Raw genomic sequence first — 12,719 nt, forward strand, 5'->3', positions numbered from 1 at the left:
GCTACAGCGTGACGGTGATCCAGTCCCCGTCAATAGCGGCCCGCAGCGGCACCAGGGGGCGCTGGGCCGGTCCGGTAATGACAGTCCCATCCGCGGCTTGAAAGGACGATCCGTGACAGGGGCAGTCAAACTTTTTGCCGGCTGCCGCAACCGTACAACCGGCGTGCGTGCAGACGGCGCTGTAGGCGAGGACGGACTTTTCGTCCCGCCGGAACAGCACAATGTCCTTACCATTGGCCTTCGCGCCCCCCGTGGCACCAACTGCCAGATCGGCCAGACGCCCCACCCGGACGGGAGCTCCGCCGGCACTGGGAACGGCCGATGGTGTCTGCTCGCTGGCCGAGGCAGCCTGCTGCGCAGAGCATCCCGTCAGTGCCGCAATTGTGCCGGCGGCGGCACCTGCCGTCAGGAGAGAATGGTTCAGCAGGGTGCGGCGGTTTAGCGGAGCGCTCGAAGTCATGGATCCAGTCTGCCAGTTCTGACTGGGAAGTTTCTCAAAGCCCGATGCAGGCCGGCCGGCCCATCACCGAGGACCCCTGCCAGGCCCGTCGCCGAGGACTCCGGCCGCCCACGGATTCGCCACGGCTCAGGCAGCCAGCTCCGGGTGGAAGAGCCTGCCGTTGACGCGCTCGGACGCCCCCACCCGGTCCAGATAGGGGGTGATGCCGCCCAGATGCATCGGCCAACCGGCGCCGGTAATGACGCACAGGTCGATGTCCTCCGGACCGGCCACCACGCCCTCGGCGAGCATCCGGCCGATCTCGTCGGCCAGTGCATCCTGCGTGCGGATGAGCACTTCTTCGCCGGTGGAGGGGGTGTTGCCGAAGCTCAGCAGCGCCAGCGTCTCCTCAAACACAAACTGGCTGCCGTCGTCGTTCTTCTCCCACAGGCCCTTCTTGCCCGCATCAATCAACCGCTGCTGGTTCGCGGAGACGTGGAAGCGATCGCCAAAAGCCGCGTGCAGGGATTCCTGCACATGCTGGCCCACCGGCAGCCCCACCAGCGCGAGCAGGCCGAACGGGCTCATCGGCAGGCCCATCGGGCGCAGCGCATTGTCGGCGGTGACCGCATCGGTGCCCTCGTCGAAGACGGCGGTGATTTCGCCGAACATCCGGCCCAGAATGCGGTTGACCACAAAGGCTGCGGCGTCCTTGACCAGGACCGCGGTCTTCCGCAGCGCCTTGGCTGTCTCGAACGCGGTGGCCAGCACGGCGTCGTCCGTCTTCGGGGCGCGGACAATTTCCAGCAGCGGCATCACGGCTACCGGATTGAAGAAATGAAAGCCGACGAGCCGCTCGGGGTGAACCAGGTCCTCGGCCATCGCGGTGACGGAGAGCGAAGAGGTGTTGGTGGCGAGGATGCAGGTTTCGGAAACCACGGCCTCCACCTCCGCGAAGACCTGCTTTTTGACGCCGAGTTCCTCAAAGACGGCTTCGATGACAAAGTCCACGTCCGCGAAGGCAGCCTTGGAGACGGAGCCGGAGACCAGCGCCTTGGTCCGGTTGGCGGCGTCCGGGGAGATCCTGCCCTTGGCCAGCAGCTTGTCCACCTCCGTGTGCACGTAGCCCACGCCCTTGTCCACGCGGGCCTGATCGATGTCCGTCATGATCACCGGTACCTTGAGCTGCCGGGCGAAGAGCAGGGCGAGCTGGCTGGCCATCAGGCCGGCACCCACCACACCCACCTTGGTGACGGGGCGGGCGAGTTTTGCATCCGGTGCACCGGCGGGACGTTTGCCGCGCTTTTGCACCAGATCCAGGAAGGCATAGACGGTGGAGCGGAATTCGTCCGTGCCGATCAGGTCCGCCAGCGCCAGATCCTCCTGCGCGAAGGATTCGGCCTTGCTGTAGTACTTTCCCTTCTCCAACAGGTCCAGGAGCCGAGCCGGAGCGGGGGCGGCGTTGGCTGTCCTGTCTTCGACAAACTTACGGGCACCGGCGACGGCGGCATCCCAGGCCGCGCTGTTGGCGTCCGAGAGCGGTTCGGAGACGGCATTGGGACGGGTCACCGTGACCTTGCCGGTGATGACCTTGGCGGCCCACGCGAGGGATTGTTCCACGAAGTCCGCCGGTTCGAAGAGAGCATCCGCGATGCCGAGTTTGAACGCGGCTGCACCGCTGAGGGTGCGGTTGTTGCTGAGCGCGTTTTCGATCATCACCTTGACGGCATTGACCGGTCCGATAAGCCGGGGGAGCAGGTAGACCCCGCCCCAGCCGGGCACCAGACCCAGGAACGCCTCGGGCAGTCCAATGGCACCGGCCCCGGTGGAGACGGTCCGGTAATTCGCGTTCAGGGCGATTTCCAGCCCGCCGCCGAGGGCAACGCCGTTGATGAAGACGAAGCTGGGGACGCCCAGATCGCTCAGGGTGCTGTAGACGTCGTGGCCAAGGCTGGCCATTAAGACGCCGGACTCGCGGTCATGCAGGCCCTTGACCGCGGAGAGGTCTGCCCCTGCGACGAGGAAGTGCGGCTTGCCGGTGACGCCGACACCGATGATTTCCCCTGCGGCTGCCCGGGCCCGCTGGGCCTCCAGCACATCCTTGAGCTCCACCAGCGTGTTGGGTCCCAGCGTGCTGGGGCGACGGTGGTCCAAACCGTTATCCAGCGTGATCAGGGCAAAGGTACCTGCGCCGGGACGGCCACCTACCGCGGGAAGCTGAACGTCCTGTACATACGAGTGGGTGACCACTTCACCGGGAAAAAGCCCGGTAAGGGTGCTGTAATCCTGCGCGCTCATGCTGCGTTCTCCTTTTCGGTGGCCCTGCCTGCTTCACTGGCGGTGCCGGTTTCACTGACTGAGCCGGTTTCACTAACAGAGCCAACCGCGCCCGCTGAGCTCTGTGCAGCCGTGCCGTCCCAGTGCGGGTTTTCCCAGATCACGGTTCCGCCCATGCCCAGGCCGATGCACATGGTGGTGATGCCGTAGCGGACTCTGTGATCCTGCTCGAACTGGCTGGCCAACTGAGTCATCAGGCGCACACCCGAGGATGCCAGCGGATGCCCGACGGCGATAGCGCCGCCATAGCGGTTGACGCGCGGATCGTCGTCGGCGATGCCGAAGTGGTCCAAAAAGGACAACACCTGCACCGCGAAGGCCTCATTGATTTCGAAAAGCCCGATGTCCGCAATGCCCAGGCCGGCCATCGTCAAGGCCTTTTCCGTCGCCGGGACCGGGCCGATGCCCATTACCTCCGGCTCGACGCCGGCAAAGGCGTAGGAGATCAGCCGCATTTTGACCGGCAGGCCCAGTTCCTCCGCCGCTTCGGCCGAGGCCAGCAGGGCTGCCGTGGCGCCGTCGTTCAAGCCAGCGGCATTGCCGGCGGTCACCCGGCCGTGGGCCCGGAAGGGAGTGCGCAGGGACGCAAGGTCCTCCACGGTGGTGCCCGGACGCGGCGGCTCATCGACGGTATTCAGTGCCCAGCCCTTTTCGGGCTTGAGCGTTGCGACAGGGACCAGGTCCGGCTGAATCAGGCCGTCCTGGTAGGCCTTGGCCAGCTTATTCTGGCTGCCGACGGCGAAGGCATCGGTGCGGTCCTTGGTGATGGCGGGGAAACGGTCATGCAGATTCTCGGCGGTGTTGCCCATATTCAGTGCCGCTGGGTCCACCAGGCGCTCGGACATGAACCGCGGATTGGGGTCGGCGCCCGAGCCCATGGGATGGTTTCCCATGTGTTCGACGCCGCCGGCGATGACGACGTCGTAGGCGCCGAAGCCGATGCCCGACGCCGTCGTCGTCACCGCTGTCATGGCGCCGGCACACATCCGGTCGATCGCGAAACCGGGGACGGACTTCGGCAGGCCCGCCAGCAGCGCGGCGGTGCGCCCGATGGTCAGGCCCTGATCGCCGGTCTGCGTGGTGGCGGCAATGGAAACTTCATCGACGCGTTCGGGCGGCAGCGAAGGGTTGCGGCGCATCAGTTCCCGGATGCATTTGACCACCAAGTCGTCGGCCCGGGTGCCGGCGTAGATGCCCTTTTCGCCGGCCTTGCCGAAGGGTGTGCGGACGCCGTCGACGAAGACAACATCCCTTACTTGCCTGTTGTGGCTCACCTGTAACTCCTCATCGGGACATGGATGTAGGGTCCTGCATGCTGCCGGTGTGATGTTCGACGGCGTCACCGCCTATGTTACTAGACGGTAACTTAGCTGACAAGCGGAGCCGTTGAGCCTCATTGTATTGCCCTCCCGGGTGCGGCCAGGTGCGCGGGACTTTCGGTACGCGCAGTCGGCAAGTGGCTCGGCTGGCAGCTGGGCAAGCGGATCAATACGCGGGTTCGGGGGCGCCGTCGGCCACGAGCGCACAGCCTCGGCTGGGGGAGGATCGGTACAGAATTGAACGCTAAGGTATTTTGAGATGGAAGTATCGGGCTCCGTGGTCCGACCGTTGCCCATGAATGGTGGCAATTTCACAGTCCGGTTTGGCGGTTTTCGGGCATCCCGCAAGTCGCAATGGCTGCACCGCGGCACTGTTGGCTTCAGCCGGTCGGGCGAATGTAGTGGTAGACCGTTTCGCGACTGATGCCGAAATCGCGGGCCAGGACCGCTTTCGGCTCTCCGGCAGCGGCACGCCCCAGCCAGTTCTGCCGCCTGCTCGGAGGACAGCGCCTTCTTGCGTCCCCTGTAAGCTCCCCGCTTTTTGGCCAGGACGATCCCTTCCCACTGGCGTTCGCCGATGAGGGCCCGCTCGAACTCCGCGAACGCACCCACGACGGAGAGCATGAGGTTTGCCAGTGGTGAGCAGCAGCACTCGCCCTGGTCCTGGCCGGGCGCCGCACCCGAGCGGCCAAATAGACAACAACGCCGCAGGGCGCCGATCCGGGACATATAAGTCTCCGGACCGGCCCGGACCACTCCGGGCGGTGGTGGACGGTGCGCCACTCATTCGGTCCTGGTGGTTCCGGCCAGCCGTTGGATCAGGGTGAGGCCGGCGGGTGTGCCGGGCCAGTGGTGTTCCAGTGGTCCGTTGCCGGCTTTGCGGATAACGGATCGCAGGACCAGGGCGGTGATGATGGCGTCATCGGCGTATCCGATGACGGGCAGGAAGTCGGGGACCAGGTCGATGGGCGAGACGAGGTAGATCAGCAGCAGCACGAGCCGGACGCGGATTCCGCGCGGCAGCGTCCGGTCGGCGGTGAGCCGGCGCAGCAGGGTGAGAAGGTCCGGCAGCAGCCGCAGGGCATCTCTCATTCCACCGTATCCGGATGTTTATGGGCGTAGAGGACCAGGAAGACCAGCAGGATTGCGTAGATCAGTACGATCCCGCCGATGACGGCGATGAGTGCGTCCCACCCGTTCATGCGGTGGTCTCTTCGCTGGTGTGGGTGAGGGCGTGGTGTGCTTCCCGTGCGGCATAGTAGATGATCACGGCTCCGGCCAGCGGGTCGGCCCACCACCAGCCGAAGAGGGCGTTCAGGACCAGGCCCGCCAGGACGGCGCCGGCCAGGAACGCATCGATCAGGGTCACTATCCCTTCTGCCGTGAGTACCGGGTTGCCGAGGGCGCGTCCGGTGCGGATCTTGCCCCAGGCCAGGGCCAGCAGGACAAGGAACGTCAAGGCCGTCCAGATGATCCCCAACATTGATACGGCAGGGCATCCGCCGGTGGCGACGACGATGATGAGCTTGATGATCAGGTAGACGACGAGGACGGCGAAGCCGGCCCCGATCAGCCGCATCGCCCGGGCCTCCCGGTCCGTGTGGACGCCCTTGAGCTGCCACACCACGACGAGTGAGGCGCAGATCTCGATCAGGGAGTCCAGGCCGAAGCCGGCCAGGGCCGGGGAGCCGGCCTGGATGGCGGCGGCGGCCAGGACCGCGAGGCCGATGGTGTTCCAGCCGAGTGTGGCGTATTCCAGGCGCAGTCCGCGGTGCTGCAGCAGGCCCGTGCTCCTGATGGTGGCCGTGGGGTCGGCACCGGTCATGGCGTGTGTCCGTTTCGTCAGTGGGGAAGTGTTCCTGGTCGCGGTGCGCGGCCGGTTCGAGCTGGAAAGTGGAGTGTTCGACGGAAACGTCGAAGTGCTCCGCCACGCATTTTTGCAGGTCCGCGAGGATCACGGCGGCGTGTCCGTCCGTAAGGCATTCATCTTCGAGGGTGACGTGTCCGGTGATGACGTCGGCGGTGTCCTTGAGCAGGCGCAGGGAGCGGGGAATGATCAGCACACCGATCAGCAAAGACACCAGCGCGTCGGCCCGGGTCCACCCGGTCACGGCGATCACCACGGCGGCGACGATCACGGCAACGGATCCGAGTGCGTCGTTGAGGACTTCCAGGAACGCGGCTCTGAGGTTGAAGTTATGGTGCCGGCCCGAGGCCAGGATGATCAGCCCGACCGCGTTTCCGGCCAGTCCGATGCTGCCGAAGACGAGCATCAGCCAGGAGCCGAGCTCCGGGGGATCGATAATCCGGTGGATGTCTTCGTAGATCACGAACCCGCCGACGATGAGCAGCAGGCCCGCCTGGAGTGCTGCGGCCAGGATCTCGGCGCGGGCATATCCCCAGATGCGCTTCGCGGTGGCCGGTTTCAGGGCCAGGGAGGCCGCGATCAGGGCGATCAGCAGCCCGGCGGCGTCGGTGAGCATGTGCCCGGCGTCGGCCAGCAGCGCCAGGCTGCCGGTCATCACCGTGCCGATGACTTCGGCGGCCATCACTAGCAAAGAGTGCTGGGCGGGTTCGTCCGTGCAGTCAGCCGTTCCGCAGCACGTGTCCTGTGCGGACGTGTCGTCGATGATCATGGCTGCCATGCGGGGGCGGCACAGCAGCCATCTCCCCGGAAGGTGTCCAGACCTTCCTTGACCGCGAGGCCGGCGAGGAGAGCAGCGGCATGATCAGCAGGCTCAGCGCCGTCAGGCCGAGACCCACAGGGGAATCAACGGGCTCGTCGACGCCAAGAAACTTCGGCCCGGCGGTGACGACCAGATAGACGGCCAGCGCGAAAAAAGAGAATGCCACGACCCGCAGGGCCGTTTTTTCCCGTTCTTCGGGGTCGCGGCCACGAACCAACGGATCCGCCGGCTCAGGACCCTGCGTCGGTCAACGGTGACGACACTCATACGGCTCATTCCTCGATCGGGCAGGAACAGATCGGGTCGACCGTCAGGATCACCGCAAGCAGATCCTCGAGCGCGTGGGCGAGCTTCGTATCGGAGAGTTCGTAGCGGACCCGCCGCCCGACAGGTTCCGCGACCACGAGCCCCAGTCCCGCAGACAGGCCAGGTGGTTCGAGAGTCTCTGTCTGAGCCCCATACATGCTACGGCCTTCGGCACAGAGGTGCGGTGCAGACGATTTCGGACACTCCGTGCAGGCGACTTCTGAAAGTGACAAGCGGACTTCATTCTGACAGTGACCAGCGGTCATGCCTGACGCCCGGTTGGGGTATACCCCAAACTGTCACCCGTGGCATGAGGCGTGATTCCCGACACGGCATGACCCAGACCGGAGAGGATGCCAGCGGGTGTTGGCGCCGCGAAGCGCGGATTCGCCAAGTGCGGCTCGTGACTGCACCGTTACCAACACCGCCACTGCCACTGCCATCGTTGCACCCTGCGGGGCCCAAGCCACGGTTCTCCGGCTGATGCGCGCCTGTGCCTATGTGGGAGTAGGCTTTCTAGAGTGACACGGGGTGCCTTGGGAAACAGGGCTGAGATAAGACCCGTTGAACCTGATCTAGTTCGTACTAGCGAAGGGATGTTGCGGATGACTGTTCGCCTGACACCTGACCATGTCTGCACGATGCTCGCCCGGTTGCGGGAGACGGGGCCATTGGTGCAGTGTCTGACCAATACGGTTGTGACAAACTTCACCGCGAATGTGCTTCTAGCCCTCGGGGCGGCGCCAGTCATGGCTGATGTCCCCACCGAGGCCGGCCAGTTTGCCCGGATAGCTTCCGGAGTGCTGATCAACGTGGGTACTCCCCACGCGGAGCAACGGGTCGCCATGGTCGAAGCTGCCTCGGCCGCTCAGGAGGCAGGCAGCCCGTGGGTTCTTGACCCGGTCGCGGTCGGTGTCCTGCCGGTGCGTACTGCCCTTGCCAGTGAACTGCTCCCTTACGCCCCGACCGCCATCCGGGGCAACGCTTCAGAGGTTATCGCACTGGCCGGGTTGGGGGCAGGTGGCCGTGGTGTTGATGCCGTCGATACTCCCGACAGTGCGTTGGCAGCGGCCTGCCGCCTGACCAGCGTTCACGGTTCCGTCGTGGCCGTTTCCGGGGCCGTTGATCTGATTACTGATGGCACCGACGTGATCCGGATCAGTAACGGCCACCCCTATCTGACCCTGGTCACCGGGGGTGGCTGTGCACTGGGTGCGGTCACCGCAGCTTTTTTGGCTGTGAATGGCGACCGTCTGGCAGCGACGGCTGCAGCCACCGCGGTGTATACCGTCGCTGCCGAAATCGCCGCTGCCGGCGCCCGCGGCCCGGGCAGTTTCGCGGTCGCGTTCCTGGATGCGCTGGTGTCTGTGGATGCCGAAACAATCCGGTCCCGAGTGGCTATCTCATGACAGGCGCCGGCAGGGCTGGCTTCACCCCGGGGATTTACCTGATCACTGATGATCAGTTATGCGGGGAACGCGGAGTGGTGGAGACGGTCAGCGCCGCCGTTGCCGGAGGCGTGCGAATGGTACAGATCCGGGAAAAAACGGCCAGCGCCGCCCGGTTCTACGATCTGGTGATGCGTACCGCCGATGCCGTCGGTGACCGGGCCACGGTGTTGGTGGATGACCGGGTGGACGTTTTTCTCGCCGCCCGGGCGGGCGGTGCGGCTGTCCACGGCGTCCATATCGGTCAAAGCGATCTTCCGGCACCCCAGGTCCGAGCAATTGTTGGCCAGGGCGCGTTGATCGGGCTGAGCGCCAACACGGCCGAACATCTCGCGCGGCTGCACGCCCTGCCCTCAGGGACCGTGGACCATCTGGGCGTGGGCGTGATCCGTCCGACGTCGACCAAACCGGACCATCCGGCGCCCCTGGGCATCCAGGGGTTCGCCGCTATCGCTGCTGCTACGCTGCTGCCCTGCGTCGCGATCGGCGGCATAACCCCCGCCGATGTCAGGGCACTGAGGTGCGCCGGAGCGGCCGGCATCGCCGTGGTCTCAGCAATCTGTGCCGCCGAAAACCCTGCCCGCAGCGCCAAAGAGTTTCTCAAGGAATGGACCCAATGAACACCGCAACCGCCGACATACCCCGCCCAGCCATATCTCTATCTCCGGCACCCCGCGCCGCTCCTAAATCGCGGCACCGCGCGGCCGGATATTCCCGGCGGAAACCGGGCCACCGTCTATCCGGCACCAGCAAACGCTCCGCATACGCGGGGAAAGGACTTCTCGTGAACACACGACGCTTCCTCGTGGGCGCGGTCAGCGCCCTCACCCTTACCGCCATGGCAGCCCTGTCAGCCTGCGCCGGTTCGGGAGGAAGTCCCACTCCGGCTTCTTCCGGGACCACACCCATTACTTTCGCCCTGGACTGGACGCCCAACACGAACCACACCGGGCTGTATGTGGCGATCAACAAAGGCTACTTCGCCGCCGCCGGACTCGACGTCCAGGTACTGCCCTACAGCCAGTCTTCCACTGACACCCTCATCAACTCGGGTGCGGCGGACTTCGGAATCAGCTTCCAAAACACGGCGACGTTCGCCACAGCAGCGGGGGTGGCCAACACCTCGGTCATGTCGGTGCTCCAGCACGATGCCACAGCCATCGGCGTCCTGGCCAGCCGGAAGGACATTACCAGCCCTAAAGACCTCGATGGTAAAACCTTCGGCACGGCCGGGCCCAGTGCCACGTTCCCTACCGAAGCCGCAGATGCCATCAGGAACGCCGGCGGAACAGGCAATTTCAGCAGCGTCACCCTGGGCACGTCCGCCTACGAAGCCCTGTATGCCGGCAAAGTCGACTTCACCTCAGCCTTCAAGACCTGGGAAGGCATCGACGCCACCCTCCGCGGCACTCCGATGAAGTTTTTCAACCTTCATGACTACGGCGTGCCGGACCAGTATTCGGTGATCATTGAAGGCAACCGGGAATGGATCAAGGGACACCCAGACGTGACCCGGAAATTCGTCCAGGCCCTCCAAAAGGGATACCAATATGCCGCAGCCGAACCCGACGCTGCCGCGAAAATACTTATTGACGCCAACCCCGGTATCTTCGCCGACGACCAGCTTGTCTACAAGAGCCAGGAAGAACTGAGTGCTTCCTACCTCAAGGACGCCAACGGCCAGGTCGGCACCCAAACAGCCGATCAGTGGAAGCAGCTGGCGGATTTTCTCTACAAGGCCGCCCTGCTGGCCGATGAAAGCGGCAAACCCCTCGCCAAACCCCTTGACACCACGGCGTTGTTCACCAATGAGTATCTGGCCGGCAAATAGCTCCCGCGCCCTCCTCTTTCCCGATCGCCGGCCACGGGACCGTAACGGCAGAAAGTTAACGCTGTGAGTGGGGGTCCGGGAGACGGAGCGGGGTGTGGGGGAAAAACCGGCCGCAACCGGAAAACAGGGTCTCCCCGCCGGTTCAGGACGCTCACCACCGCCGTACCCCCGGCCGTGATTGTCCTCGCTCTCCTGGCAACCTGGCAGGGCGCGGTCGCGGCCGGCGGGGTGAAACCAACTGTGCTTCCGTCTCCGCAGCGGATCGTGGAGCAGGGCTGGTTGGCGCGCGGGATCATCTGGGCCAACACGGTGCCGACGCTGCAGGAAACCTTTCTCGGTTTCGCCGTCTCCCTGACCCTGGCGTGGGTCCTTGCCGTCGCCATCGACTTCTCACCATGGCTTCGCCGAGCCCTGATGCCCCTGCTGGTGGCATCCCAGACCATACCCATCATCGCCATTGCCCCGCTGATGATCATCTGGTTCGGCTTCGGTCTGATGCCAAAGATCATGGTCATCGCCTTGGTCACGTTCTTTCCGGTGACCGTCGGCCTGATCGACGGCTTCAACCTCACCGATCGTGACGCGGGCAATCTGCTGCGCAGCATGGGGGCCAACCGGTGGAAGCAATTCGTCTATGTACGCCTTCCATCGGCTCTTCCTTCCTTCTTCACAGCCCTGCGGATCGGCATTGCCTACGCTGTTACGGGCGCCATTTTCGCCGAGTACATTGGCGCCCGGGAAGGGTTGGGTATCTACATGGCCACGATGAAAAACTCGTTCCGCACCGACCTCGTACTGGCAGCAGTCGCAGTCACCGCTTTCCTTAGTGTGGGCCTGTTCCTGCTGACCTACGCCGCCGAGCGGCTGATCATCCCCTGGCACTCCAAGGAACGCAGGAACCGCCATGTCTGAAACCACCGCTGCCGCACCCAGGGTCGAAGTACGTGCAATTACCAAATCCTTCGAGCTGGGCCACGGACAATCCCGTCCCGTCATCAACAAAGTCGATTTCTCCGCACAACAAGGAGAATTCCTTGCCATCATCGGTCCCAGCGGATGCGGAAAGAGCACCCTGTTCAACATCATGGCCGGTCTGGAAAAACCCCGCGACGGCGAAATCCTCGTCGACGGGCGCCCCGTCACCGGGGAACGTGAACACTTCGCCTATATGCCGCAAAAAGACCTCCTCTTTCCTTGGCGCACTATCCTCCAGAACACCGCCCTGGGCCTGGAAGTCCGCGGCGGAAGCAAAAAGACCGCGCGGGCAAGTGCCGCCAGCCTCTTCCCGGCTTTCGGGCTGTCCGGTTTTGAGAACTCGCATCCCTTTGAGCTCTCCGGAGGAATGCGGCAAAGGGCCGCACTGCTGCGCACGGTGGTCCAGGCCCGTGACGTCCTATTACTGGATGAGCCCTTCGGTGCCCTCGATTCCCTCACCCGCACCGACATGCAGGCGTGGCTTCAAGATGTCTGGTCCCACAACTCCTGGACCGCGGTCCTGATCACCCACGACATCCGTGAAGCGATTTACCTGGCCGACCGGGTCGTCGTACTCAGCCCCCGGCCCGCCTCCGTGCGCCTAAACCTCCCCATCGACCTGCCCAGACCACGTCAGCTGTCGATGATGGCTTCGGCCCGGTTCGCCCACTACGAACTCCAACTCCTCGAAACCCTTCACCGCCCCGGCAACCCTGTCCCGGACGGTATTGGATGATCGGAACCGCCGCCATGCCGTGGTGGCTCTCTTACGCAGGGGCGCCAGCAGCCGGGCGGTCCAGCCCCAGATGACCGCGCAGCGTCGAGGCGGTGTAGCGGGTGCGGAAGAGTCCCCGGCGCTGGAGGACGGGGATGACGTCATCGACGAACTCGTCCAGGGAATCGGGCAGCAGCGGGGGCATCAGGTTGAACCCGTCAGCGCCTCCGGATCGGAACCAGAGCTCCATCTGGTCAGCGATCTGCTCCGGCGTGCCGACCATGGTGCAGTGGCCCCCTCCTGCGGCCAGGCGCCCCAGCAACTGCCGCACGGTGGGACGTTCGGTTTCAATAATGCGCATTATGGTGGCATAACGGCCCTGCGGCCCAGTAAATTCTGCCGCCGGTGGCAGGGACGGCACGGGGGCGTCCAGTTCCCAGCCGGTACAGTCCTGCTGCACGAACGTGCCCAGCCGTGTCAGGGATTCTCCGGTGGGCAGCAGCGCATCCGTCTGGTCCTGTTTGGCCCGGGCTTCGGCCGCGGTGGAGCCCACATACGTCACCAATCCGGGCATGATCGCTACCTTCTCCGGATTACGCCCGGCAGCAGCGATCCGCTGTTTCATATCCGCATAGTAGGCCTGGGCGCTGGGAAGATCGTAG

At 64.7% G+C, this 12,719-nt stretch carries 13 protein-coding genes, 2 pseudogenes and 1 riboswitch; of the genes and pseudogenes, 5 read left to right on the forward strand and 10 right to left on the reverse strand.

Annotation, left to right across the window (positions count from 1 at the left end; genetic code table 11):
* Nucleotide 1: 1 nt before the first annotated feature.
* From QMG52_RS16690 to QMG52_RS16730, 9 genes and pseudogenes are all read right to left on the reverse strand, one after another.
* Entirely contained in the window at nt 2-460 is a 459-nt protein-coding gene (locus QMG52_RS16690) for a QcrA and Rieske domain-containing protein (protein ID WP_283561554.1), read from the reverse strand.
* Nucleotides 461-586: 126 nt separating this feature from the next.
* Nucleotides 587-2,737, reverse strand: coding sequence for a 3-hydroxyacyl-CoA dehydrogenase NAD-binding domain-containing protein (locus QMG52_RS16695; protein WP_283561555.1), 2,151 nt, complete (start codon nt 2,735-2,737; stop codon nt 587-589).
* Nucleotides 2,734-4,050: a thiolase family protein gene (locus QMG52_RS16700; RefSeq protein WP_283561556.1), complete on the reverse strand. Its 1,317-nt coding sequence runs from the start codon at nt 4,048-4,050 to the stop codon at nt 2,734-2,736. The genes QMG52_RS16695 and QMG52_RS16700 overlap by 4 nt, the downstream gene beginning before the upstream one ends.
* Nucleotides 4,051-4,475: 425 nt before the next feature.
* Nucleotides 4,476-4,737: pseudogene (locus QMG52_RS16705) on the reverse strand (helix-turn-helix domain-containing protein); the annotation flags it as partial.
* A gap of 141 nt (nt 4,738-4,878) precedes the next feature.
* On the reverse strand, nt 4,879-5,187 hold the full coding sequence (locus QMG52_RS16710; RefSeq protein WP_283561557.1) for a YkvA family protein: 309 nt from the start codon (nt 5,185-5,187) through the stop codon (nt 4,879-4,881).
* A gap of 106 nt (nt 5,188-5,293) precedes the next feature.
* The gene (locus QMG52_RS16715) at nt 5,294-5,920 is read right to left on the reverse strand and encodes a cation efflux transmembrane domain-containing protein (RefSeq protein WP_283561558.1); all 627 of its coding nucleotides are present in this window, start codon (nt 5,918-5,920) and stop codon (nt 5,294-5,296) included.
* Between the two features lie 31 nt (nt 5,921-5,951).
* A pseudogene (locus QMG52_RS16720) lies at nt 5,952-6,647 on the reverse strand (cation diffusion facilitator family transporter); the annotation flags it as partial.
* Between the two features lie 34 nt (nt 6,648-6,681).
* Entirely contained in the window at nt 6,682-6,948 is a 267-nt protein-coding gene (locus QMG52_RS16725) for a hypothetical protein (RefSeq protein ID WP_283561559.1), read from the reverse strand.
* A gap of 106 nt (nt 6,949-7,054) precedes the next feature.
* Entirely contained in the window at nt 7,055-7,246 is a 192-nt protein-coding gene (locus QMG52_RS16730; RefSeq protein WP_349361748.1) for a hypothetical protein, read from the reverse strand.
* 359 nt (nt 7,247-7,605) lie between these two features.
* Nucleotides 7,606-7,702, forward strand: a riboswitch (TPP riboswitch).
* On the opposite strand from QMG52_RS16730, the gene thiM reads away from it, so the two are divergent.
* From thiM to QMG52_RS16755, 5 genes are all read left to right on the forward strand, one after another.
* Nucleotides 7,694-8,497 (forward strand): hydroxyethylthiazole kinase, encoded by an 804-nt coding sequence (thiM, locus tag QMG52_RS16735; protein WP_283561560.1) that lies wholly within the window; start codon nt 7,694-7,696, stop codon nt 8,495-8,497. It overlaps the preceding riboswitch by 9 nt.
* A complete protein-coding gene (thiE, locus tag QMG52_RS16740) occupies nt 8,494-9,156 on the forward strand; it encodes a thiamine phosphate synthase (protein ID WP_283561561.1) in 663 nt (220 codons plus the stop codon). Before thiM ends, thiE begins: the two co-directional genes overlap by 4 nt.
* 164 nt (nt 9,157-9,320) lie before the next feature.
* Nucleotides 9,321-10,367, forward strand: coding sequence for an ABC transporter substrate-binding protein (locus QMG52_RS16745; RefSeq protein ID WP_283561562.1), 1,047 nt, complete (start codon nt 9,321-9,323; stop codon nt 10,365-10,367).
* A gap of 63 nt (nt 10,368-10,430) precedes the next feature.
* A complete protein-coding gene (locus tag QMG52_RS16750) occupies nt 10,431-11,279 on the forward strand; it encodes an ABC transporter permease (RefSeq protein WP_283561563.1) in 849 nt (282 codons plus the stop codon).
* Nucleotides 11,272-12,078: an ABC transporter ATP-binding protein gene (locus QMG52_RS16755; protein WP_283561564.1), complete on the forward strand. Its 807-nt coding sequence runs from the start codon at nt 11,272-11,274 to the stop codon at nt 12,076-12,078. Before QMG52_RS16750 ends, QMG52_RS16755 begins: the two co-directional genes overlap by 8 nt.
* A gap of 31 nt (nt 12,079-12,109) precedes the next feature.
* Here QMG52_RS16755 and QMG52_RS16760 read toward each other — a convergent pair.
* A partial coding sequence (locus QMG52_RS16760) for an LLM class flavin-dependent oxidoreductase (RefSeq protein WP_283561565.1) occupies nt 12,110-12,719 on the reverse strand: 610 nt, incomplete at its 5' end.

The organism is Paenarthrobacter sp. PH39-S1, from assembly GCF_030063245.1.
Lineage (GTDB): Bacteria > Actinomycetota > Actinomycetes > Actinomycetales > Micrococcaceae > Arthrobacter_M.

Bases quoted from the DNA above. Each gene is read 5' to 3' on its own strand.
- QMG52_RS16690 (WP_283561554.1), bottom strand. From the start codon at position 460: ATGACTTCGAGCGCTCCGCTAAACCGCCGCACCCTGCTGAACCATTCT.
- QMG52_RS16695 (WP_283561555.1), bottom strand. From the start codon at position 2,737: ATGAGCGCGCAGGATTACAGCACCCTTACCGGGCTTTTTCCCGGTGAA.
- QMG52_RS16710 (WP_283561557.1), bottom strand. From the start codon at position 5,187: ATGAGAGATGCCCTGCGGCTGCTGCCGGACCTTCTCACCCTGCTGCGC.
- QMG52_RS16715 (WP_283561558.1), bottom strand. From the start codon at position 5,920: ATGACCGGTGCCGACCCCACGGCCACCATCAGGAGCACGGGCCTGCTG.
- QMG52_RS16730 (WP_349361748.1), bottom strand. From the start codon at position 7,246: ATGTATGGGGCTCAGACAGAGACTCTCGAACCACCTGGCCTGTCTGCG.
- thiM (WP_283561560.1), top strand. From the start codon at position 7,694: ATGACTGTTCGCCTGACACCTGACCATGTCTGCACGATGCTCGCCCGG.
- thiE (WP_283561561.1), top strand. From the start codon at position 8,494: ATGACAGGCGCCGGCAGGGCTGGCTTCACCCCGGGGATTTACCTGATC.
- QMG52_RS16755 (WP_283561564.1), top strand. From the start codon at position 11,272: ATGTCTGAAACCACCGCTGCCGCACCCAGGGTCGAAGTACGTGCAATT.